Source organism: Paenibacillus azoreducens (assembly GCF_021654775.1).
In the GTDB taxonomy this organism is placed as follows: domain Bacteria; phylum Bacillota; class Bacilli; order Paenibacillales; family Paenibacillaceae; genus Paenibacillus_AQ; species Paenibacillus_AQ azoreducens.
In genome coordinates, this window is the sequence record NZ_AP025343.1 from 5,074,985 (window position 1) to 5,098,465 (window position 23,481).

The following is a 23,481-nucleotide window of genomic DNA, read 5'->3' on the forward strand; positions in this document are numbered from 1 at the left end:
TTAAAAAACCTTCTGCAATAAATTTTCATAATCCGCGGGTGTATCGATATCTTCTAAATATTCCTCGGAAACAGCCACTTGAACCCACGCATCCTTGTGATTATTGCGAACTTCTCTGCCGCCGCTTGAACCGGATACTTGAAGTAATTCTTCGTAAAAATCAGCCCCAAAATATACCGGGCTTTGAGGTTCCCCTGCTTTAAGAGGGAAAACAATGTTATCATGGGTTCCTCTTTGAATAATGGCTTCGAGAATCTCCAAAGTTAATAAAGGCTGATCAACGGGCAAATAGAGATAACCATCACCGGTGGCTTCCCTTGTTCCTAAGCGGACTGCGGCACTTTGACCGAGATCGCTTTGGCGGTTGTAGACGACATGAATATCTTCCGGCAAAAAACATCCAGCTGCATCTTCGGGAGTGATAACCAAAATCGTTTCAAAAAAGCCTGCTTTTTTGGCTAAGTTTAAAATGCGTTCCAGAAAAGTCTGCCCTTGATACTTTAAGAAAAGCTTATTGCGACCCATGCGGGTGGATTGCCCGCTGGCCATGATGATCGCGCTTGTTTGCCGAAACTTCACATCACATTCCCTCCAAGGCTTATTTTTTCTTTTTCTTTTGATACGGAGTATTTTCCATTGGCAGTATTGGGCGTAAATCGCCGTCCAAAGCATAATATGCCCCTGCCAAAGCTGGAGCTGTTGGAATCGTTGCTAACTCCCCTACCCCTTTGATCCCGTAAGCCAAACCTTCATGAATTCCGGATGCTTTTACAAAGATGATATCCATGGGCGGTACTTTGGTCGCATCTATCAAACCTAGTGTCGTATATTTAGCTTTTACATAACCGTTTTCCAAGGCAAAGTTTTCTGTTAAGGCATACCCCATCCCCATGACGATGCCCCCTTCGATTTGCCCTTCGGCGGCCCTTGGATTCACCACTTGACCGACATCATATGCCGCCACGATCCGTTCAATTTTGCCGTCCTCTTGCAGAACCACGACTTCGGAAGCATAACCGTAACCCGCATGGCTCACCGGATTTTTCTTATCTGAATTTAAACCATCGGTCTCAGCCGAGAATTCCCCATAAAATTCCTTGCCTTCCAGATCGGTAAAGGAGCGGCCCATATCTAATTCCACACGCAATTTTTGAGCTGCCCGGCGGGTAGCTTCCCCGGTAAACAAGGATTGTCTGGAAGCGGTCGTCGTACCGGAGTTCGGTGTCCGTACCGTATCCGGAGCTTCTGCGATCACCATGTCAGGAGAAATATCCAAGGTTTCGCACGCAATTTGTGTAGTGACAGTGGCCAGGCCTTGACCAATACAAGCAGCACTGGTACGAATATGAACTTTACCGCCTTCGACAGAAACAATACATCGCCCTACATCTGGAAGACCGACGCCAATTCCGCTATTTTTGAAGGAGCAGGCAATGCCGGCAACCGGTGCCTTTTCATAAATGTCTTTCACGGCCAATAAACTTTCTTTTAGTGCGGCATTTTTAGAGACAATTTGACCATTCGGCAAGCTGTCCCCTGGGGCCACCGCATTTTTATAGCGTATTTCCCATGGTGAAATGCCGACTTTTTGCGCCAGCAAATTGATGTTGCTTTCAATGGCAAAAGCGGTTTGGCAAACCCCGAAGCCACGGAAGGCACCACAAGGAGGATTATTGGTATAAACGGAAAAGCCTTCAATATCGATATCCTGATATTTATAAGGGCCGGCGGCATGAGTACAAGCACGTTGCAGAACGGGTCCGCCCAGGGAGGCATATGCGCCTGTGTCCGCATAGATCACAGCTTTCATAGCGGTTAAGTTGCCCTCTTCATCACAACCTGTAATGAAATCCATCTCCATCCCATGCCGTTTCGGATGGACTAATAAACTCTCTTCTCTGGAGAACAAAACTTTTACCGGCTTTTGCAGCAAATAGGCAGCCAGAGCAGCGTGATGCTGTACACTCATGTCCTCTTTACCGCCAAAACCGCCGCCAACCAGTTTGGATTGCACATGGACTTTTTCTTTTGGCAAACCTAACATGCGGGCAACTTCCCGCTGCTCATCGTAAATGCTTTGACCGCCGGTATATAGAAAGACGCCATCATCTTCGGGCATCGCAATTGCACATTCCGGCTCCATGAAGGCGTGCTCATTAATCGGTACAGAATAGTGTTGACTTACCACATACTTCGAATTGGCCAATTTTTCATCCGCATTCCCGCGAATGAGATGCTCATGGCTTAACAAATTGCCTTTAGGATGAAGTTTGGGCGCATCATCCGCTAAAGCTGCTTCACAACTCAAAAGTGGCGTTAATTCTTCATATTCTACTTTCACTAAGTTTTTAATTTCGGCAAGACTTTCTTTGGATTTGGAAACCACTAAAGCGACTGCATCTCCAACATAGCGGGTCACTTCCCCCACTGGAATCATGACATCCCAGTCAGAGATAAATTCCAAGTGACCAATTTTATTGTTGCCTGGCACGTCAGCTGCGGTAAAAACCGCTTCACAATCCGGATGTTCCAAAGCTTCAGCAGTATCGATTTTCAGCAGGCGGGCGCGCGGATAGGCGCTGCGAATGGCAGAAGCATGGAGCATGCCGGGAACGACTACATCATCCACGTATTCGCCGGTGCCAAGCGTTTTTTCAATCGCATCCACACGCTTAAAATCGTCCCCTAATTTAGCATGTCCTTCTTCTTCAGGAATTGGTGTATCTTCTCTGAGCATTTTGGCAGCCAATTGAATTCCCTCAACAATTTTGACATAACCGGTACAGCGGCAAATATTCCCGCGGATTCCTTTTCTGATCTCTTCTTCATTAGCTTCAGGCTTTTTGTTTAACAAGCCAATCGCAGAAACCAGCATCCCTGGAATGCAGTAGCCGCATTGAACCGCACCAGTCTTGGCAAAAGCATATGCAAAGACTTCCTTTTGCCGCTCCGTAATGCCTTCAATCGTCGTAATTTCTTTCCCCTCTAATTTGGATAAGTTGAACAGGCAGGAGTTGAAAGCCTTTCCATTTATCAGTACGGTACAAGCGCCACACGCACCTTGATCACAGCCGTCTTTGGTTCCTGTCAGATGTAAATCATCACGCAAAAAATGCGATAATTTTTTATCGGTTTCAGAGGTCACGGGCTGGCCATTAACAGTAAATGAATACATTTCTCACACCTCCATAATTTGAATGGTGGCCCTCATATATAAGTTGAACGAATGATTTTGCACCGGATGAAGGCAGCCAGGTGAAATGTTCTTTCGATCGCTGTTGCTCCCAGATTTCTATGATTTAAACTCATTCATGGTCGAAATCCGCTCACATCAGGCGCCTCCCTGTTGCGCCCGTTTTTGAATCAGCTGTCCAGCAATGCTAATGGCGATTTCCGCTGGTGTTTCAGCCTGAATCGCTATACCGATCGGCATCGTCAAGCGGGCAATCTCCTCTTTTGCAAAACCCAACCCTTGCAAGCGTTCTTGTTGTAAAGCAACCTTATGTTTGCTGCCAATCACCCCAATGTAGTAAGCCGGGGTCTTTAGCAGCTGGACCTCCAAGGCAAAATCAGTTTTGTGCTTGCGAGTCATCACAACGACGTAATCTTGTTTCGTGAGCGAAATTTTTTGACCAATATCATCAAAAGAACCCAAAACAAATTCATTCGCCTCTGGGAAAAACTCCTTCGTCAAAAAAACTGGCCGATCGTCGTAAACCACCGTGTAAAAATCAAGAGGCGCTAACACAGGCACTAAAGCTTGCGCGACATGACCGCCGCCAAAGATATACACTTTGCCACTTTGACTAACGGGTTCCGTGTAATAGCGGCTTGCCCCTTCTTTCCAATCCATCCGTTTATTTTGCAATTGTGCCACAGGGACTTCCAACCTTAAAAATCCGGTAGCTTCACTGTAGAAACCACTTTCAACAACGTCCCCTGTCAGCTTGGTAATGAGCCAAGCATCTTTGTGGGCATTAATTTGCGTTAAAGCCGCCTCGCAAATTTGGTTAAAGCATTCATCTTGATGGTTCAAAAATTGAAATAAAACCTCGACCCGGCCGCCGCAAATCATGCCCAAATCTTCCGCATCGTTGGGAGCTAGGGTGAATTTTTTTAAGCTCGTCTTTTCGGCAAACAAAGCTTCTATGGCCAGCTCCTCCGAACGATGCTCGATCATGCCGCCCCCAATCGTGCCAAGCAACCGCCCCTCTTTACCTACCAGCATGCGGGCACCCGCTTCACGAGGGGCTGAGCCGAAACTTTGCGCGACAGTCACTAACACGCAGTCTTCTTTTTTTGCCATCATGTTTAAAATAGCTTCAAATACTGCTCTCATTCCCTGTCCCCCTCTCCTCCGTGAACATCTTATAGAAGCAATGCTCTAGAAAACTCATTTTTTTCTCAATATCTTCCTCCGTTATACTTTAAATAGAAAACCGCTACTATAAAAAAGCTCATGTTCCCATGGATTTTTCACCTTTGCTGTTATAAAACCGGGATTTCCTTCCTTCCTTCAAATGTTTCTTTAAATGATTCAATAAGAGATTCAAAATAATCGCCATGATCGTGGTCAAGATCACTTCGGAACTCCCAAAAATGGTTGTTACCCAACCAGGAAAACCGGCTAAACAGTTTTTCGAAAGGACAACTCCAATCCCAAAAGCCAAGGAAATCCCCACAATACCTGAATTTTCCGGCGTCAATTCTTCTTGAATAATGGTTTTAAGCCCCGTCATGGCGATTGTAGCGAAAACCGAAATGGTGGCGCCCCCGATCACAGCAAATGGAATCGTAGTCAAAAGCGAAGCTACTTTAGGTATAAAACCGGCAACCAGCAGTATTGCTGAAGCAAAGGCCAAGATGAACTTGTTGATTGCTTTCGTAGAAATCACCAGTCCAACATTTTGTCCGAAAGTGCCGACAGGGATCGCCCCGAAGAAGCTTCCGATAAAATTGGCGAGCCCGCTTCCCATGATCGCACCGGATAACTCGCTGTCACTAGGTTCTCTATCCATAGCGCCCACAGTCGTCGCAGTAAATTTGCCAATCGTTTGCACCGCATCCACCATGAACATAATGAGCAATGTCATGATCGGCACAATTTGAAAATCGAAGCCAAAATGCATAGGACGAATCATCTGGATAAAAGCTGCTTCTTTAACGGGTTCGAAGTTTACCATTCCTAATATGAAGGATAAAATGTATCCTGCCACCACGCCAATTAAGATGGAGGACAATTGCAAAATGCCTCTGGAAAAGTAATTAAAACAAAAAACCACGGCGAAGGTAATCAGAGCTACCGACCAATTTTTCAAGCTGCCAAAATCCGGATTGCCCGCACCGCCGGCCATGTATTTTATGGCTGTTGGGAACAAGGAAAAACCGATACTTAAAATGACGGTGCCTGTGACTATCGGCGGAAAGAGAATTCGAATTTTTTTAATCATCAAACCAATGAAAATTACCATGATACTTCCAACGAGCTGGGATCCAAAAATAGCGGCAATGCCGAAATCCGCACCTATGGATAGCAATATCGGCACAAAAGCGAAGCTCGCTCCCATCATCATAGGGAGCCGAGCGCCAAATTTACGAAAGAGGGGGAAAATTTGCAGTAACGTGGCGAGTCCGGAAAAAATCAATGCTGTTTGTATGACGAGAGTCGTGTCTTCTGCAGAAAGATTACAGACCTTAGCAATCATGATACCTGGAGTTAAAATCCCCACGAAAGCTGCCATCACATGTTGTAGTCCTAAAGGTGCAACCTCGCTTAAGGTGACTTTTTTATCATAGTGAAAAAGATTTCCAAGATTATTTTCAGCCATTAGGAAAACTTCCTCTCTCTAATTTAACAACAGTTAATAGAATTTAGGATCTACTTCACGGCGATGGCTTCGACTTCAAAGAGGCCGCCTTTGGGCAATTCTTTAACGGCAATAGCAGAGCGCGCAGGCAGCCATTCTTTGAAATATTCGGCATAAATGGCGTTGACCTTAGCAAAATCACCCATGTCGACTAAATAGACCGTCGTTTTCACCACATCGGCAAACCCAAAACCTGCTTCCTTTAAAATGGTCCCTAAGTTTTTGAAGCCTTGTTCTGCTTGAGCTTCTACGCCTTCTTTTAATTCCCCCGTTTGCGGATCCAAGCCTAGCTGCCCAGAAATATACAAAGTGTCTCCCGATAATATTGCATGGGAATAAGGTCCTACAGCAGCCGGTGCTTTGGCAGCGTTAATCTGTTTTTTTCTCATTATTGTACGCCTCTCCTCGTTATAAATTTCACATAAATATCACTAATGATGAACTACGGTTCCCGTATTGCCGGCCAGACCATCCTTCGCTTTTTCTAACAAGGTAATCAGCGTTCTACGGCCTGGTTTTGAGGCGGCAAACTGAATGCCTGCTTCCACTTTTGGCAGCATAGAGCCAGGTGCAAAGTGGCCTTCTTTCACATATTGGCGCATTTCAGCCACCGTCACATCGCTTAATTCCTTTTGATCCGGTGTGCCAAAATGAATGGCGACTTTTTCAACGGCCGTTAAGATGACTAATAAGTCGGCATCCACAATATCAGCCAGGAGAGCGCTACAGTAATCTTTATCAATGACAGCTGCGGCTCCTTTTAAATGATTGCCTGCCTCTTTAATGACAGGAATACCGCCGCCGCCGCAAGCAATCACTGTTTGTCCGGCGTCCACCAAAGTCTTAATCGTAGCCACTTCCACGATTTCTTGAGGTTTTGGCGAGGCCACCACTTGACGATAACCACGACCCGCATCTTCGATCACTTGAATGTTCTTTTCTTTGGCCAGTGCTTCCGCTTCCGCTTGACTCATGAAGCGACCAATCGGTTTGGTTGGTTTTTGAAAAGCCGGATCGTCTTGATCGACGATGACTTGTGTAGCTACAGTGGCAATCGGTTTTTCAATGCCGCGGCTCAATAACTCTTCCCTTAAAGCATTTTGTAAATCATAGCCAATATAAGTTTGGCTCATAGCTACGCAGACAGACAAAGGTACATGCGGATATTTACCAGGATCTTTAGCCGTCAGTTCATCCATTGCCAATTGAATCATACCGGCTTGCGGTCCGTTGCCATGAGAGAGAATCACTTCATAACCGGCTTCAATTAAATCGACAATCGATTTAGCAGTGGTTTTAACGGCGATCATTTGCTCACTGAGGTTGTTTCCCAGTGCGTTTCCGCCTAATGCTACGACAACTCGAGTCATTTGGACCCTCCTTTGTATACATCGGAATGTTGCAAAATCCTTAAATTCAATGAGCAGATAAGCCTGAATGAACTATCGATTAGAGGACTAATGGATGCTGGTTCGATTTGTGAAACGAGACTTATCCGCTCATTTACTAACGATTGACTATTTTTCGGTATAACGACGTTCCGTACCACGCGCTTCCAATTCTTTCAAGACTTTAGCTGGATCTTTGAATTTGCTCAAGAAAATCATGGCTGCAATTACATAAGGTTTAAAGCTGGCTTGTTTGTACAATTGGTTTCTGTAGCGGTCAAAGACAGAGGCGTCCACTTCCCCTTCATCAGCCGAGACACCCGTGATGTCAGCAGGCAGCGGATGCATGTATAAAGCTTTGCCGTCTTTCGTGAGCTTCATCATTTCTTCGGTACAAGCCCAATCTTTGTGGTTAGCGTTTTGTTTCAGCAGTTCTTGCTCCAGGCGATCAATCCCTTTGAAGTCGCCGTTGCCGTAAAGTTCGGTTCTTTCTTCCATGGCTTTAAACGGAGCCCAGCTCTTGCAATAAATCACGTCGGCATCTTTGAAGGCTTCTTTCATGTCATTGGTCTTCGAGTAAGAACCACCGGATTTTCCGGCATTTTCCTTGGCTATTTTTTCGATTTCGGGCATCACTTCGTAACCTTCCGGATGGGCTAACACCACGTCCATGCCATAACGCGTCATTAAACCGATAATTCCTTGCGCTACGGATAAAGGTTTACCATAAGATGGGGAATACGCCCAAGACATCACGATTTTTTTGCCTTTTAGATTTTCCACGCCGCCATATTGATGAATGATATGATTGAGGTCAGCTAAAGCCTGGGTTGGATGGTCAATGTCATCTTGCAAATCTACCAAGTTCGGACGTTGTTCCAAGATGCCGTCTTCATGGCTTTCTTTCACGGCGGCGATGACTTCGCGCATGTAAGCGTCGCCTTTGCCAATGTACATGTCGTCTCGAATTCCGATGACATCCGCCATAAAGGAAATCATGGTTGCGGTTTCCCGTACGGTTTCTCCGTGGGCGATTTGCGATTTCGATTCATCCAAGTCTTGGATTTCCAACCCTAGCATGTTACACGCGCTGGAGAAGGAAAAACGCGTCCGGGTGGAATTGTCGCGGAAAATGGAAACCGCTAAACCGGAGTCAAAAACTTTGGTGGAAATATTACGTTCTCTAAGATCCCGTAAAGCATCGGCCACTTTTAAAGTAGCGGCGATTTCGTCATCATCCTTTTCCCAGGTTTGAAGGAAATCCCCTTGAAACATTTTACTAGTATCGAGTTTTTCGATTTCTTTGGCTATTTTCTCAAAATTCGTCATTGTATTTACCCCTTTTTTAGCTGTTTTTGATATAGATCGAAGGAAGAGCGGCGTAAACTGCTGCACAGCGGACAAGATCTTCTTTCCAGGTGATTTCGTTAGGTGCATGCGCTTGTGCTTCTGCTCCCGGTCCAAAACCGATACAAGGAATGCCATTACGGCCCATGATGGTAACTCCGTTTGTAGAGAAGGTCCATTTATCCAATAGCGGGCGAGCTTGACGCATTTGAATTTGAGCAGCAGGTCCCTGGCGTTTGTCACCGTAAAGTTCATGATGCGCTTCCATCAATGCTTTGGTGACGGCATGGTCTTCTGGAATGACCCAAGTTGGGAAGTAGCATTCGATCGGGTAAGAAAGGCCTGTGTAGCTTGGACGATCGTAATCATACATGGAAACTTCCAAATCATCCGCATAGCGTTGCACAGCTGGCAATTGACGGATTTCTTCCAGACAGCTTTCCCAGGTTTCTCCGCTTGTCATGCGGCGGTCCAAGGAAATGGAGCAGCCATCGGCTACCGCGCAGCGACTAGGAGATGAATAGAAGATTTGTGAAACAGTGACAGAGCCGCGGCCCAGGAAACGCGCTTCTTTCCATTCCGGATTGTATTTTTCATGGAGCATTTTTTCTAAGCCAAGGATCGCGGTGCTTTCGCCGCAGCCGTTGTTATTTAATGCCCGGATATCTTGGATAATTTCAGACATTTTGTAAATGGCGTTGTCCCCGCGCTCTGGAGCAGAACCGTGTGAAGAAATCCCCTTCACGTCAACACGGATTTCCATCCGTCCCCGTTGTCCGCGATAAATCCCGCCATCGGTTGGTTCAGTGGAAACCACGAATTCAGGCCGAATGTTTTCTTCCTTGATGATGTATTGCCAGCAGAGACCATCGCAATCTTCTTCTTGAACGGTGGCCGTAACCAGAACCGTGTATTTATCATTCAATAAACCCAGGTCTTTCATGATTTTGGCGCCGTAAATCGCAGAAGCGATCCCGCCTTCCTGGTCGGAGGTTCCCCGGCCGCCGATTTCGGTGTCATTTTCAAAACCTTCGTACGGGTCGAATTTCCAGTTTTTCCTTTCGCCAATCCCAACGGTATCGATGTGGCCGTCAAATGCAATGAGTCTTTTCCCGTGACCTATGTAGCCGAGCAAGTTCCCCATTTTATCGATTTCGATCTTATCAAAACCGACCTTTTCCATTTCCTCTTTGGCTCTTTGGATTTTGGCGCCTTCATTGGAGCTCTCGCCGGGAATTCTGACCATGTCCCGCAAAAATTTCACCATGTCTTTTTCGTATCTCTGCGCTTGTGATTTGATTGCTTCAAAATCCATTTTTTAGTCCCTCCATAAAATGTGTTTGTAATGATCAGGGTCGGTATCTCCTTCTGTAGAGAACATCAAGACCTTGGAATTTCCATCAAGTTTTAAAGCGTCCCGTAAATCGGAGTATTCAGCATCTTTCATGAGTGCGGCAACCAAACCCATGCCGACTGCGCCGGATTCACCAGAGATGACTTGCGGATCGCCTTTTAACGGTGCTCCTAACATCCGCATGCCTTTTGCAGCTACCCAGTCCGGGCAGGAAACAAAGAAATCGGTATTATTTCTCAAAATATCAAAGGAAATCGTATTAGGTTCGCCGCAGGCCAGCCCCGCCATGATGGTATCCAAATCCCCATCGACAAAACGAATCTTCCCGTCTTTGGCTGCGGCCGAACGGTATAAGCAATCGGCAGCCTGGGCTTCCATCACGACCATGGTTGGGGGATTGTCTTTGTATAGGTTGCTGAAATAACCAATCACTGCACCGGCAAGAGAACCAACGCCTGCTTGAATAAAAATGTGGGTTGGACGCTGGGCACCGGATTTTTCTAACTGTTTGGCGGCTTCGCAGGCCATGGTGCCATAACCTTGCATAATCCAAGCCGGGATTTTTTCATAGCCGTCCCAAGCGGTATCTTGCACCATCACGCCATTTTCCGTAGTTTCCGCCATGGCGTTGGCCATCCGCACGCATTCGTCATAGTTGACTTCTTCAATGGTGACGGTGGCGCCTTCTTGTTTAATATTGTCAAAACGCGCTTTGGCAGAGCCTTTTGGCATCAAAACCACGGATTTTTGGCCAAGCTTATTGGCGGCCCAGGCAACGCCGCGACCGTGGTTACCATCTGTAGCGGTAAAGAAAGTTGCTTGTCCAAATTCTTTTTTTAATTCCGGCGAGGTCAACACGTCATAGCTCAGTTCGGAAACGTCTTTGCCTAATTGTTCGGCAATGTAGTTGGCCATGGAATAGGAGCCCCCCAACACTTTAAAAGCGTTGAGGCCAAAGCGATAGGATTCGTCTTTGACAAAGAGATCGTTTAGCCCAAGATAATGGGCCATCTCTTTTAATTCGGCTAATGGCGTTTCGCTGTATTGGGGGAAACTTCGATGAAAAGCCTTCGCTTTTTCTACCGCTGTTTCGTCCATAAGTGAAAAGTACTGATCGCCTGTTTTGGGCATTTCGTTTTTCACCCATTTGATTTTTTCCAACACTCTCTCCTCCTATTTCCCCTCCGGGATTTTCCGGAATACGAATTTCCCTTGTTGTCCCTTGAGCAAGCGCCCATTTTCACTAATTGCTTTGCCCCTGAGATAGACCGCCTTGGCAAACCCAACCGTTTGGAAGCCCTCATAGGCGGAATAATCTACATGTTGCAGCTGGGTTTGGGCTGTAATAACCCCGTTTGCGTTAGGATCCCATAACACGATATCAGCATCGCTACCGACTGCGAGAACGCCTTTTTGCGGGTACAGATGAAATTGACGTGCGATGTTTTCAGACAGTAGGGCAACAAATTGCTCTATACTGATTTTGCCTGTGGCAACACCTGCCGTGTAAAGCAATTCGGCCCTGGTTTCCACCCCCGGTAACCCTCCCGGAATTTGGGTGAAATCATTTTTGCCCAGCGTTTTTTGACTGGCAAAATTAAAATCGCAATGATCGGTGGAAATCGTATCGATGGCTCCGTGAATGACTCCCTGCCATAAAGCTTGTTGATCTTGAATGCTCCTTAAAGGCGGTGCACAAACGTATTTTGCGCCTTCAAAATCCGGGGAATCATAGAGATGATCGTCTAGCAATAAATACTGTGGGCAGGTTTCCACAAACACCTTTTGGCCATTTTCACGGGCTCTTAAAACCACTTCCAGCGCTTCCCTTGTGCTTAAATGCACAATGTTAACGGCAAGTCCTGCTTCGTTGGCAATCATAAGATAGCGGTTTACCGCTTCTGCTTCTAACGCATTCGGCCGTGATAACGGATGATATTTCGGTGCCGTTTTGCCTTCCCGTAAAAACTGTGCCTGCAATGCATTCACGAGATCGCCATTTTCACAGTGAACTCCCAACATCCCACCGACTTTTTGGATAGCCTTCATGGCTTCATAAAGTTCGGCGTCCGTGGTTCTGAGATTGTCGTAAGCCATGTACATCTTAAAAGATGTCACGCCTGCTGCCACCATTTCGGGAATTTCTTTGGCTACAGCCTCGTTAAATTCAATCAAGGACATGTGGTAGTTGTAATCGCAAGAACTTTTCCCCTCGGCCATCCGGTTCCATTTTGCTAAACATTCCTTTAGAGTGTGGCCTCTTTCGGGAGTGGCCATGTCGATGACCGTGGTCGTTCCTTTACAAACCGCCGCGATACTGCCAGTGGTGAAATTATCTGCCGTATCCGTCCTTCCATTGTTTAATTCCAAATGGGTGTGAGCATCGATGAATCCGGGCAGAAGATAACAACCTGCGGCATCCACAATCCTGGCCGCGGTGGCATCAAGATCATTGCCGAGTGCGGCGATTTTTTCATCTTCCACTAGGACATCCAATCGACGGCAACCATAGCTTGAGACTACGATACCGCCAGTAAAGACAGTTTTCATTTTTATTCCTCCGTCAATTTGCTAAACAAAACGCGTAATCCTCAATGACGGTTTCCATCATGTCCAACAATCCGTTTGGAATCGTTAAGTTGCCCTCGGATAGAATGATCGTTTCAATTTGTTCATCGAAACGGACGAGACAAATTCTTTTTTCAGGGTCGACAACATAAAAACCTTGGTTCGTACTGTTATAAAGATCATCTTCTGTGTTAAATAATGTGAATTTATCTTTATAAGGAGCACTGGCGTAAGGACAGAAAGTTTCACAGTTGCCGCATTCGTTGCACATACGGTCGATATGCATGATTTGCGGATTCCCACCCACTTGAATCACCACGTTGGCACGATTTGGACAAACATCCACACAAGACTCACAAATCGTAGAGCATTCCAAACAACGTTCGGATTGGGTCATTGAATGGTCTTCTGCGACTAATAAGCCACGTTTAGCACGAGGTACTGCGCGATCGATGTTGAAGTTGGCACGTTCGTAATTCTTGTTATGAATTTCACAAATGTTGTCAGCAGCCTTCGTGGCATCGGCGATTGCTTCCACAATCGTTGCAGGACCGCGGTTGGCATCCCCAATCACATAAACGCCTTTCAAATTCGTTTCCAAGGTTTCCGGGTTAACTAATACGCGTCCGCGTGCATCTGTATGGATACCTAACGCTTGGAAAAATTCGGTGTCAATTTTTTCACCCACGGCGGCCACCACGGTATCGGCCAAAACTTCTGTGAAGCGTCCCGTTGGCATCGGTTTTTTACGTCCCGAAGCATCCCGTGCACCCAATTCCATGATTTCGCAAGTCAACTTCCCGTTTTCCAAGGAAACAGGAGCGAGCAATTCTAAAAATTCCACATCATCTTCTATTACTAAGTACAATTCTTCTTCATCTGCTGGCATATTGCGTTTGTTGCGGCGATAAACCAGAGATGCTTTCTTCACACCAGGCAAGCGCTTGGCAACGCGGGCACAGTCCATCGCGGTATTTCCGCCTCCTACGATCACAATGTGCTCACCGTATGGATTGGCGTTTGGATTCTCGCGTGTCGCTTTTAGGAACTCCAGGGAGTTAATAGCAGTGCCTTTTTCTAAGTGTAAATTATTGTGTTTCCAGGCACCGATAGCATAAATGATATTTTCATAGCCTTGTGCTCGTAATTCTTCTAAGCTAGGGGCGGCTTGACCGGTTTTGAATTCAGCCCCCATCAATTTGGCAAGCTCCACATCTTTTTGAACGCTAGCCATGGAAATTCGAAATTCCGGCACGATTTGACTGCAAACCCCGCCGATCGTATCGGCTTTTTCAAAAACTGTAACCGGCATCCCTTCTCTCGCTAACAAGTATCCCGCGGAAATCCCGGCAGGTCCGCCCCCGACTACAGCCGTCTTGGCAGCATTTTCACGACGGGTCGGTTTTTTCAGGGTAGCCATTAATTCGTCATAGGCATGTTCAGCTGCTTCCAGTTTGACACCGCGGATATCAATAGCTCCTTCGTAAAACTGCCTGGTACACTTGGTTTCGCACGGATGCGCGCAAATCGTTCCTGTAATAAATGGCAACGGGTTTTTGTCCACGATGACTTTCAAGGCATCCAAATATTTACCTTCACTCACGTAACGAAGATAAGCGGGGATGTCTTGATGAATCGGGCAGCCTCCGGTCCCGCGACATGGTGCCGTGTAGCAATCCAATAAAGGGACTTTTTGATCCATTTTGGGCGTGATCGGCAATTTAATCGATTTTTGATAACGCGCTTGCGTGTTGGCTTTTGTCACTAAGGAGCTTAGTTTCTCCAAGTCCACCGCAACATGGGTTGGATAATCCAACGAAGCAAGGACGCCCGCGATTTGATCCATTCGTTGATAGCTTCCCGGTTTTAGCAGGGTAGTGGCTACGGTAATCGGCCAAATGCCTGCTTCAAAAATTTCCTTCACGTTAAAGATATCTGCCCCACCGGAATAGGAAATCTGCAATTTGCCAGAGAAGGCATCTGATAATTTTTTGGCTACGGCAATGCTTAACGGGAATAAGGAACGGCCGGACATGTACATTTCTTTCCCTGGCAATTCGTTTTGCGCGATATCCACAGGGAAGGTGTTGGTGATTTTCACCCCAAAGCTGATATGTTGACCATCCGCGATTTTTTGCAAACGGGCAAGCATTGGCACCGCGTCTTCGTATTGCAGATCTTCGACAAAATGCTTATCGTCGAATTCCATGTAGTCAAAGCCAAGTTGATTCATGGTTTTTCTGGCATACTCGTAACCAAGAAGCGTCGGATTGCATTTAATGAACGTATTTAAATGTTTTTCTTTCAACAAATGCATGGCGATCCGTTCGATTTCAGCCGGCGGCGTTCCGTGCAAGGTAGACAGTGTGATAGAGCGGGAAACATTAGGACTAATTTGGGTCAAATAACTTTCATCGATGCGGGTGAACTTGCTTAGCAGTTTGCGTGCAGCCTGCTGGCATTCTTCCCAGATTGGCGTGCTGGAAGCATCTTTCATATCATCGATGTATGTTTGAATTTTTGATGATTGAATGCCTTGAAAGTCATAACCCACACTCATGTTAAAGATGAATCCGTCCGGCGATCCGAGATCAAATTCACGGCTTAAGAGCTTCAAGACAAACCAAGCTTTCACATATTCATCGTAAGCCTCTGGTACCCGTAATTCCGTGGACCATTCTACGTTGTAAGCTTCGTCCCTGGCGTTAATACACGGTTTGGCTACAGGCAGCTCTTCCCCGTCTATAACTTGTACGGTTTTTAATTCGAAAAAACGGGCCCCGGTCAAGTATGCCGCAATAATGTTTTGCGCTAATTGAGTATGGGGACCTGCAGCCGGGCCGACAGGCGTTTCCATCTGTTCGCCAAAAAGGCTCAAAGTTTTCTTTGGAACCGCTTTAAAAAATTTCCGAATCCCAAAGATGGTTCCGTTTCGCTTAAATTCTTCCGTAATCCAATTTAACAATGCTTCGATTGAAATAGGACGCATGATATCGCTCATGTAGACACCCCCTACTCGTTAATTCGTTGCCATAACCGCTCAGCTTCTTCAGCAGCGTCTGCCAATAATTTTTCTTCATCGACACCTACAACTTCGCGATTTCGCATCTTCACTTCACCGTTAATGATGGTGTCGGTTACAAAGCGACCGTTCATGCCGAAAAGAATATGACTTTTGTAGTTGGTTTCATTCATTGGAGTTGGTGCGTGGTAATCAAGAACGATGACGTCGCCTGCGGCCCCTGCTTCCAAGACGCCCAGTTTCGCAGCAAAGTAGCGATTCGCCATCCGCGGATTATTTTCAAACAGCATGGTTGGGATTTCCACCCAGCCGGCGTTTGGATCAGCCAAATGATGCTTATGAATCAAGTTGGCAAACTTGTAGGATTCCGTTAAATCATTGGTAAAGCCATCTGTTCCAAGACCGCATACAATGCCGAATTCGTTGAAGAGGCGTAAAACCGGCGGGCAACCCACAGCATTTCCCATATTAGATTCAGGATTAGTCACGACCATCGTGTTGGTGTCTTTAAGAAGTTCCATTTCATGCGGGCCAATGTGAATACAATGGGCAGCTATCGATTTTTTGCCCAAAATGCCCAAATCAAATAGCCGATTGACGACCGGTTTATTGTATTTTTCCAAGGAGTCGTAAACGTCTGCCGTGCCTTCAGCTACGTGGATGTGGAAACCGATGTCTTCCGGTGTGGCTTCTTTGACGTATTCGAGAGTTTCGTCGGAAAGGGTGAAGGAAGCATGTAAGCCCATCATGGCTTTTTGCATATCATCCCCGCGTTTTGCGACTGATTTCATGAAGTCTAGGTTTTCGGCCACAGCCTCTTTCATTTGGCTCTTGCCGTTTCGATCAGAAACTTCGTAGCAAAGGCAAGTTCTCACGCCAAGTTCGTCTGCCGCTTTGGACAATTCGAACAGACTGCCGGAAATTTCACCGTAGCTGGCGTGGTGATCAAACATGGTGGTTACCCCGTTTTTAATGCTATCGAGATAAGCCACTTTCCCGCTTAAGTAGGTGGTTGTATTTTTCAATTTTCGGTCTAAATGAAACCATTGGCCTTCTAAAATATCGCTGAAGTTTTTCGGATGAAAGCCAGCAATACTGAGCCCTCTGGCAAAGGTACTATAGATGTGATTGTGCATGTTAACCAAACCCGGCATGATCACGCCGCCTTTAGCATCAATGAATTCCGCCTCGGGATACATTTTCTTCAAATCTGCCGTGGTTCCGACCGCTTTAATTGCAGCTCCCTCTATCGCCACGCATCCTCCCTTTATAAAAGGCTTCTCTTTTTGGCATGTGATCACATTCCCGTTTCCAACTAAAATCATTTTAAACCTCCTATCTCCTGATAAAGTTAAAATGAAATAGTAAACGTTTTCAATCCGGCTTAAAAAGCTTATCCCAATAAACAATCTTCCTATCCGTTTTCCGGAAATGAATTAACGTTTATTTCCTCTTTCGAGATGAGTATAGCACTTTACCTAAAAAAAAACTAGACTGCCTAAAAAATATTTTTGTGGTACTTAAAAAATTTGCATGCTATTATTAAATTAGTGCGTTCCCGATCGCTATATTGTTGAAAAAACTCAAATAGGAGGATAGCAACAATGTTGCAAGACAGCAAATTGAAATTTTTAAGCCAGGTTGGAAAAGCTCTTGCCGGACAATTCGGTAAAGACTGTGAAATCGTCATTCATAAGATAGATTCAAATGATATGGACCAATCCATTGTTTCGATCGAAAACGGCCATGTTACCTCTCGTCATTTAGGCGACGGTCCTTCAAAGGTCGTTTTGGAAGCTTTGCAAAAGGATCCGGATGAACTGGTCGATCGCATAAACTATTTAACCCGTACGCATGATGGACGGGTTTTAAAATCCAGCACGCTTTACATCAAAGATGAAGAAGGCAATTTAGAAGCTATTTTTTCCATCAACTATGATGTTTCTTCTCTAATCGCCGCAGAGTCGGCCATCAAAGCATTGACCGCTACTCCCGAAGAAAAAGAAGCCGAATCCGAACCTAACCTGATTCCGCAAGATGTTAACGAACTTTTAGACGAACTTATTCGGGAATCAATAAAAATCGTCGGGAAACCAGTCGCCCTAATGACCAAAGAAGATAAGGTAAAATGCATTCAATTTTTAAATAGCAAGGGCGCTTTTTTAATTACAAAGTCTGGTGATAAAATTTCTAAATTCTTTAACATCTCCAAATATACATTGTATAGTTATATTGGCTAATGACGCTTGGCTAAATCAGCATTTTTGCAAAATCCGCAAATACATCTTGATCCCGGCGTTGCTGCTGCTCTTTTGACGTTCTTTCAGACCGAGTTAATCCACGGCCATGCGGTGGCTTCCGCTTCTGGCAGGAGGCAGCGTCGGCTTCGTTATCGGCTTCTGCTTTAATCCGGGGATTCCCCCTTTCGGCTGTTTCCCGGCAATCATTCCCCCGTTTTTCATCAACGCGATCAACGCTTCCGGATCGTTGTCGGCTCCGCCTGCATTAATCCGATAACCGTTCAGTCCCCCTGGTCTATTAATGCCTGGAAGCACAGTAAAGGAAACCGGCGTATCCAGTTCCTTGCATACCCGCAGCAAAGCCGGAGAAAACACGCCATACGGAAAGGCAATGACGTTCATCGTATTGCCTATTTTCTCGCGCAAAACCGCATTGGCCCGCTCCATATCACTGCGCACCCGCGCAATGTATTCTTCTTTGGATTCTTTCCGGCCAAGCTGTTTAATATAAATCGGCCCCCTTAATACAGCCTTGGAGCGTTTTCCCGCCGCATCCAGGGGAGCATACATATGGGAATCGAAAGAATGGCTGTAAAAGTCCACGCCGTTCAGATGCATTTCCTTGACCTGCTCCCAGGTCAACTTCGGTATCCCGATATGCTTCGGATTATCGACGGCATTTACGATCAGGAAGCTTGTCGCCGGAACATGATACTCAAGAAGCAGAGGATAAACATCCTCATAAAAGGATTCGTAACCGTCGTCAAAGGTCATAAGCACCGCATTGGGCGGCACCGGTTTGTTATGCATGACAAACTGCACGTATTGATTCATCGTGATCCATTGAAAACCGCCCTCTTTCATCAGGTCAAGCTGGCGTTTGAATTTTTCGACATTGAGGCTCTGCTTGTTTTTCTGTCCCGGCGTCACCTCATGGTACATCAGTGCAATCACCTTGTTACGATAATAAATCCGCTTTGGATTTTCATTTTGAAGGGAGGTGTCCTGAAGCGAGATTTTTCTTCCCGGAAGCACAGAACCAAATTGCCTCGGGGTTTCCGCTTCCTCCACGCCCATTTGCTTCGGAATACTCAGCGCGTTATCCGTATGCCCGATCGGCCGGACAGGGACTGGCTGTTCCATCCCGGCTCCTTGTTTTAAATCATTTCTTACGAAAGCGGGCCCCTTCACAAGCACGATGCCTATCGCCACTGTCAAGACCGCGCTCACGCCCGCTATTATCATCCATGTCCGCTTCAAGTTTTTTCCCCCTTGCCTGATCGAAATCCATTCTACACATCAGATTATCATAATCCGTATAGTGATATCCATTTTTTTCCTCAATGCCGCCTCCCGGCATAACTACATGGCTGCTGCCTCAACATATTATATTGGCTGAATACCCAATAAAATAACCCCACAAAGAGTATCGGAAAGAAATAAGGGCGCCTGAAGGGCGCTTTTGCGAAGCAAAAGTACTGAGTGGAGCCTATGCTTCGATCTATTCCAAATACTTTGCGGGGACCCCAAAAATCTTATACACCCTAAATATAGGAAAAACGTCTATCGACGCACTTTCACAGAAGATCAGACCGCGTTTAGCAGATGTTTTTCTTGCGATTATAGAATTGCTTAAGCGCAGCAAGAAAACTACAAATTCTATAAACTACAAAAAAAACCGCCAAAAGGCGGTTTTCTAATTTAGTATCAAATTTTCCATTTCCGGTTTCATGCCTCAATATGGAGATTCCATGGAGAACCGGCCCATTTTCCCGGCCCTCAGCTCACGCAGCAGGGTCCGTGAAGCTTTCTCAAGGTCAACCCTGCCTCCGCTAACCAAACAGCCGCGCTTGCGGCCTATCGCTTCCATGATCGCCACGATTTCATCCGATTCATCCGGATTATGCGGCGTATCCTCTTCGAGTTCAAACCGTTCACGGAAAGCGTCCCAATAATAGCTCACCAAATATTTGACCGCGAAAAAGGCAATGTCTTCCGCATTCAGAATCTCTTCCTTAATCGCGCCCGTTACAGCCAGCTTATACCCTACGTTCTGGTCTTCAAACTTCGGCCACAAAATCCCCGGGGTATCAAGCAATTCGATTTCGCTGCCTACCTTGATCCACTGCTGGCCTTTGGTCACGCCCGGGCGGTCGCCCGTTGCAGCGATGCTGCGTCCGGCTAAGCGGTTGATCAGAGTCGATTTGCCGACATTCGGAATACCGACGATCAACGCGCGGATCGCCCGCGGCTTCATGCCTTTGGCAATTTGCTTGTCGATTTTTTCTTTCAGAAGCAGCTTCAGTTGACCCGGAATTTCCTTAACTCCCGTACCAGTGGAAGCGTCAACCGGAAAAGCCGCGTGCCCCTGCTCCTTGAAATAATCCTGCCACTGCCTGGTCACTGCAGGATCCGCAAGATCGGCTTTGTTCATAATGATCAGCCGCGGCTTGCCCTGCAATATTTCGTCAATCATCGGATTGCGGCTGGACAGCGGAAGACGGGCATCAATCAATTCGATCACCACGTCAATCAGCTTCAGCTTTTCCTGTATTTGGCGGCGCGCTCTTGTCATATGGCCAGGAAACCATTGAATCGTCACCGTCATCACCTCGCGTTTTTTTGCCTACAACCAGCCAGCTAGTATCGGTGATTGTTAATGTTTTATCACTTTCACATCTCCGATAGGCCAAAAAATCAAATCCGCACGTCCGACAATGTCGCTAAGCGGCACGTATCCGATCATCCGGCTATCCGTGCTGTCCGAACGGTTATCTCCCATGACAAACACATGGCCTTCAGGTACCTTTCCCTCAGGAAACGCGCTGTTCGGAAAGTCCTTGTCGTTATACAACTGGCCTGCCTTATGACTCTGCTCAATCGCATCCTTGATATAAGGCTCATTGATCGGCTTGCCGTTCACCGTTACCGTGTCGCCTTCTACCTTCACCGTATCGCCCGCAACGCCGATAACCCGTTTGATGAAGTCCTTTCCTTCCGAAGGAACGTGGAACACGATAACCTCTCCGCGATGTGGAGACCGGATATCATAAAGAATTTCATTAACGATCAGCCGCTCGCCCGTATGGAAATTCGGCTGCATCGACGGCCCGTCCACAATAAACGGTTTAAAGAGAAGCCAGCGGATGAGAGCCACCAGAATTAGAGCAATCACAATCGCTTTTAACCATTCCACAACTTCATTTTTCGCTTTTTTGGGTGGTTTGGAATCCTTCTCCTCCGGTACCAATTCCACTTCATCATTCTGAATGTCCTTCTGCATACTTCACCGTCCTCTCCTTGCATCATTTGCCATGCGTCCCGCGCATCTTTTATTTTCTTTGCCGAAAAGAAAAGCTCCTATACGGAGCCGTAACATTTCTTATCCTAAAACGAAAAGGGCTTGAAATCAAGCCCTTTGACGTTGACCGCTTATTAACGGCGAATTTCTTTAATTCTTGCTGCTTTACCGCGAAGTTCACGAAGATAATAAAGCTTCGCACGACGCACTTTACCACGGCGAGCCACTTCGATTTTCTCAATTTTTGGCGAGTTGATTGGGAAAGTTCTTTCCACACCAACACCGTAAGAAATTTTACGAACCGTAAAAGTCTCACTGATTCCGCCACCGCGACGTTTAATAACAACACCCTCGAACAACTGGATACGTTCGCGAGATCCCTCGATAACCTTAACGTGCACTTTCAAAGTGTCGCCAGGACGGAAACTTGGGATATCTTTACGAAGCTGTTCTTGAGTGATCGCTTGTAGGATATTCATCTAGGACTCCCTCCTTCCGTACAGGTGTTCATGCCTCTTCCGGAAAACCATCTGCTTTCCTTCATCATCCGCAGCGGACCACCGTATTCCACACAACAGACTTAATTTTAGCATATATACTTGCCGCTTTGCAACATCAATTTATTAGATATTGTATATGCGATAGACAAGCGCTACAAAGCTGCTCGGGCCGCCCTAAGTATCCCTAACGAAACTACAGAGCGCTATTGCCTCAAAAACAAGAGCAAATGAAATCTAACGAAACTATAGATCGTTATTTGGGATCAAATCAGGCTTGCAGGCACTTTTTAGCTTAATACCGGTACCCTGTTTCGTTAAAATTTCAAAAAGCCTTTTTTGCTGCAAATAGCGATGTCACGTTTCGTTAGAGATGAACCAGCCCATCGTCAAAAAAATTTTAACGTTTTCCCAAAAACCTATTGCAATGATGATGAATATGGATAAAATAAGTTTATCGTTAAAATATTTTTAACGTAAATAAAAGTTGAATGGAGTTGCGCAAAACATGAGCGAAACGGTTATGGTTCAAGCCCAGCCGCAGCGGCGGCAGGGAATCCGGGCTTTAAGCGCGTATAAGTCTTATCTGCTTTTGATGATTGCAAAAATGGTATCTCACTTCGGGGATTCTATCGATTCCATCGCCTACAGCTGGATGGTTTACATGATAACAGGCTCCGAAATCCTTATGGGCACTCTATTTGCTTTCAATTTTATCCCGGGTATTGCTTTCAGCTTATTTACGGGTGTTTTGGTTGACCGATGGCCCAAGAAAAAAATCCTCATCATTGCAGCTTCCGGCCGCGGCGTCATCGTGACCTTAACCGCGCTGCTCTATTTGACGAACCATTTGCAGCCATGGCATTTGTTCATTTTTACGTTTATCAACTCGACCTTTCAATGCTTTTCCAATCCGGCTGAAATGTCGATCGTGCCCCGTTTACTGCCCAAGGAACTGCTGCTGACCGGAAACTCCATCACCGCATCCGCTACACGGACTGCAGAGCTAGGCGGCTTGGCCGTCGCGGGAGGGTTAATCGCTCTCGTCGGCATTTCGGGTTCGATGTTGATTAATGCGGCGACCTTTTTTATCGCAGCCATCCTATTCCTTGGGATCCGCTTTAACCAGGCTGTGAAATCTGCCGTTTCGCCAAACGGCGAATCCCCGCCGAAAGCAGCAGCTTCTTATTGGAAAGAGTTTTTGAGCGGCTTTCATTATGTGAGAAAACAATCGATGCTTGTGGTTACCATCTCGGCTGGGGCTTTCGTCAATTTATGCCTTACGCCGTGGAACGTGCTTCAGCCCGTTTATGTCAAGGAGATCTTGCATTCCGGTCCGTTCGGACTCAGCTTGCTTGGAATCAGTCTCGTCACCGGCATGGTTCTGAGCGGTATCTATATCAGCCAAAAAGGATCCGCCTTCAAAAAAAGCACCCTGATCGTATTCGGCTATCTTTTGCTGGGGGTCACCTACAGCTTGTTATATATGCCGGCATTCATCGGCTTTTATCCGCTTTATGCGGCGGCTATCTGTTGCTTCGGCATGGGGTTTGCAATTTCATTCATCAATACTCCGGTCTCGACCTTTATGATGGAAACGACGCCGCATGATATGCTCGGCCGCATTGGGGCCTTGTCCAGCATGATCGGCACCTGCACCATACCGCTTGGCGGCTTGATTGCCGGTTATGCTGGCAGCGTCCTGGATGCGAATCACGTATTCCTGATTTTCGGCATTTTAATGATGATCCCCGGTTTGCTGCTCCTGACCCAAAAAAAATTCATGAGTGTATAATTCGTGTCCAAAACAAACATTCTTTTGTGCTTTATCCCTTCGGGCTATATAATAAAATTTAGGAATTAGGATTTTTCGAAAGTCCTTTGATTGTAAAAGCAG

18 protein-coding genes are annotated in these 23,481 nt (G+C 46.2%); 2 read left to right on the forward strand and 16 right to left on the reverse strand.

The window, feature by feature from the left end; all coding sequences use genetic code 11:
• From L6442_RS22535 to ssnA, 12 genes are all read right to left on the reverse strand, one after another.
• Complete coding sequence (locus L6442_RS22535) at positions 1 to 579, reverse strand: nucleotidyltransferase family protein (RefSeq protein WP_212978772.1); 579 nt, start codon at positions 577 to 579, stop codon at positions 1 to 3.
• Positions 580 to 598: 19 nt separating this feature from the next.
• The gene (xdh, locus tag L6442_RS22540; RefSeq protein ID WP_212978773.1) at positions 599 to 3,175 is read right to left on the reverse strand and encodes a selenium-dependent xanthine dehydrogenase; all 2,577 of its coding nucleotides are present in this window, start codon (positions 3,173 to 3,175) and stop codon (positions 599 to 601) included.
• A gap of 156 nt (positions 3,176 to 3,331) precedes the next feature.
• Positions 3,332 to 4,339, reverse strand: a complete 1,008-nt coding sequence (locus tag L6442_RS22545; RefSeq protein WP_212978774.1) for an XdhC family protein — start codon at positions 4,337 to 4,339, stop codon at positions 3,332 to 3,334.
• A 118-nt stretch (positions 4,340 to 4,457) separates the two neighbouring features.
• Complete coding sequence (locus tag L6442_RS22550; RefSeq protein WP_212978775.1) at positions 4,458 to 5,828, reverse strand: nucleobase:cation symporter-2 family protein; 1,371 nt, start codon at positions 5,826 to 5,828, stop codon at positions 4,458 to 4,460.
• A gap of 50 nt (positions 5,829 to 5,878) precedes the next feature.
• Positions 5,879 to 6,256 carry a RidA family protein gene (locus L6442_RS22555; protein WP_212978776.1) on the reverse strand — a complete coding sequence of 126 codons (378 nt, stop codon included), beginning with the start codon at positions 6,254 to 6,256 and terminating at the stop codon, positions 5,879 to 5,881.
• A 42-nt stretch (positions 6,257 to 6,298) separates the two neighbouring features.
• Entirely contained in the window at positions 6,299 to 7,237 is a 939-nt protein-coding gene (gene arcC, locus L6442_RS22560) for a carbamate kinase (RefSeq protein WP_212978777.1), read from the reverse strand.
• Positions 7,238 to 7,384: 147 nt separating this feature from the next.
• Positions 7,385 to 8,584 (reverse strand): knotted carbamoyltransferase YgeW, encoded by a 1,200-nt coding sequence (gene ygeW, locus L6442_RS22565; protein WP_212978778.1) that lies wholly within the window; start codon positions 8,582 to 8,584, stop codon positions 7,385 to 7,387.
• A gap of 16 nt (positions 8,585 to 8,600) precedes the next feature.
• The gene (locus L6442_RS22570) at positions 8,601 to 9,917 is read right to left on the reverse strand and encodes a YgeY family selenium metabolism-linked hydrolase (RefSeq protein ID WP_212978779.1); all 1,317 of its coding nucleotides are present in this window, start codon (positions 9,915 to 9,917) and stop codon (positions 8,601 to 8,603) included.
• 3 nt (positions 9,918 to 9,920) lie between these two features.
• Entirely contained in the window at positions 9,921 to 11,117 is a 1,197-nt protein-coding gene (dpaL, locus tag L6442_RS22575; RefSeq protein ID WP_212978780.1) for a diaminopropionate ammonia-lyase, read from the reverse strand.
• Positions 11,118 to 11,129: 12 nt separating this feature from the next.
• Positions 11,130 to 12,506, reverse strand: coding sequence for a dihydropyrimidinase (hydA, locus tag L6442_RS22580; protein ID WP_212978781.1), 1,377 nt, complete (start codon positions 12,504 to 12,506; stop codon positions 11,130 to 11,132).
• A 13-nt stretch (positions 12,507 to 12,519) separates the two neighbouring features.
• Complete coding sequence (gene ygfK, locus L6442_RS22585) at positions 12,520 to 15,525, reverse strand: putative selenate reductase subunit YgfK (protein ID WP_212978782.1); 3,006 nt, start codon at positions 15,523 to 15,525, stop codon at positions 12,520 to 12,522.
• Positions 15,526 to 15,536: 11 nt separating this feature from the next.
• On the reverse strand, positions 15,537 to 16,871 hold the full coding sequence (ssnA, locus tag L6442_RS22590; protein WP_212978783.1) for a putative aminohydrolase SsnA: 1,335 nt from the start codon (positions 16,869 to 16,871) through the stop codon (positions 15,537 to 15,539).
• 279 nt (positions 16,872 to 17,150) lie between these two features.
• Here ssnA and L6442_RS22595 point away from each other — a divergent pair, with 279 nt between their 5' ends.
• The gene (locus L6442_RS22595; RefSeq protein WP_212978784.1) at positions 17,151 to 17,786 is read left to right on the forward strand and encodes a helix-turn-helix transcriptional regulator; all 636 of its coding nucleotides are present in this window, start codon (positions 17,151 to 17,153) and stop codon (positions 17,784 to 17,786) included.
• Positions 17,787 to 17,879: 93 nt separating this feature from the next.
• Here the strand turns inward: L6442_RS22595 and L6442_RS22600 are convergent, their stop codons facing one another.
• From L6442_RS22600 to rplS, 4 genes are all read right to left on the reverse strand, one after another.
• Positions 17,880 to 19,046, reverse strand: a complete 1,167-nt coding sequence (locus tag L6442_RS22600) for a polysaccharide deacetylase family protein (RefSeq protein WP_212978785.1) — start codon at positions 19,044 to 19,046, stop codon at positions 17,880 to 17,882.
• A 475-nt stretch (positions 19,047 to 19,521) separates the two neighbouring features.
• Positions 19,522 to 20,388, reverse strand: a complete 867-nt coding sequence (gene ylqF / locus L6442_RS22605) for a ribosome biogenesis GTPase YlqF (RefSeq protein ID WP_212978786.1) — start codon at positions 20,386 to 20,388, stop codon at positions 19,522 to 19,524.
• Positions 20,389 to 20,442: 54 nt separating this feature from the next.
• A complete protein-coding gene (gene lepB, locus L6442_RS22610) occupies positions 20,443 to 21,069 on the reverse strand; it encodes a signal peptidase I (protein WP_194231043.1) in 627 nt (208 codons plus the stop codon).
• Positions 21,070 to 21,221: 152 nt separating this feature from the next.
• On the reverse strand, positions 21,222 to 21,566 hold the full coding sequence (gene rplS, locus L6442_RS22615; RefSeq protein ID WP_127599436.1) for a 50S ribosomal protein L19: 345 nt from the start codon (positions 21,564 to 21,566) through the stop codon (positions 21,222 to 21,224).
• A gap of 526 nt (positions 21,567 to 22,092) precedes the next feature.
• On the opposite strand from rplS, the gene L6442_RS22620 reads away from it, so the two are divergent.
• Positions 22,093 to 23,379 (forward strand): MFS transporter, encoded by a 1,287-nt coding sequence (locus L6442_RS22620; RefSeq protein ID WP_212978787.1) that lies wholly within the window; start codon positions 22,093 to 22,095, stop codon positions 23,377 to 23,379.
• The last annotated feature ends 102 nt before the right edge of the window (positions 23,380 to 23,481 follow it).

Excerpts from the sequence above, each read along its gene's own strand:
- xdh (WP_212978773.1), bottom strand. The coding sequence starts at position 3,175 with ATGTATTCATTTACTGTTAATGGCCAGCCCGTGACCTCTGAAACCGAT.
- L6442_RS22545 (WP_212978774.1), bottom strand. The coding sequence starts at position 4,339 with ATGAGAGCAGTATTTGAAGCTATTTTAAACATGATGGCAAAAAAAGAA.
- L6442_RS22550 (WP_212978775.1), bottom strand. The coding sequence starts at position 5,828 with ATGGCTGAAAATAATCTTGGAAATCTTTTTCACTATGATAAAAAAGTC.
- L6442_RS22555 (WP_212978776.1), bottom strand. The coding sequence starts at position 6,256 with ATGAGAAAAAAACAGATTAACGCTGCCAAAGCACCGGCTGCTGTAGGA.
- arcC (WP_212978777.1), bottom strand. The coding sequence starts at position 7,237 with ATGACTCGAGTTGTCGTAGCATTAGGCGGAAACGCACTGGGAAACAAC.
- ygeW (WP_212978778.1), bottom strand. The coding sequence starts at position 8,584 with ATGACGAATTTTGAGAAAATAGCCAAAGAAATCGAAAAACTCGATACT.
- L6442_RS22570 (WP_212978779.1), bottom strand. The coding sequence starts at position 9,917 with ATGGATTTTGAAGCAATCAAATCACAAGCGCAGAGATACGAAAAAGAC.
- hydA (WP_212978781.1), bottom strand. The coding sequence starts at position 12,506 with ATGAAAACTGTCTTTACTGGCGGTATCGTAGTCTCAAGCTATGGTTGC.
- ygfK (WP_212978782.1), bottom strand. The coding sequence starts at position 15,525 with ATGAGCGATATCATGCGTCCTATTTCAATCGAAGCATTGTTAAATTGG.
- ssnA (WP_212978783.1), bottom strand. The coding sequence starts at position 16,871 with ATGATTTTAGTTGGAAACGGGAATGTGATCACATGCCAAAAAGAGAAG.
- L6442_RS22595 (WP_212978784.1), top strand. The coding sequence starts at position 17,151 with ATGTTGCAAGACAGCAAATTGAAATTTTTAAGCCAGGTTGGAAAAGCT.
- lepB (WP_194231043.1), bottom strand. The coding sequence starts at position 21,069 with ATGCAGAAGGACATTCAGAATGATGAAGTGGAATTGGTACCGGAGGAG.
- rplS (WP_127599436.1), bottom strand. The coding sequence starts at position 21,566 with ATGAATATCCTACAAGCGATCACTCAAGAACAGCTTCGTAAAGATATC.
- L6442_RS22620 (WP_212978787.1), top strand. The coding sequence starts at position 22,093 with ATGAGCGAAACGGTTATGGTTCAAGCCCAGCCGCAGCGGCGGCAGGGA.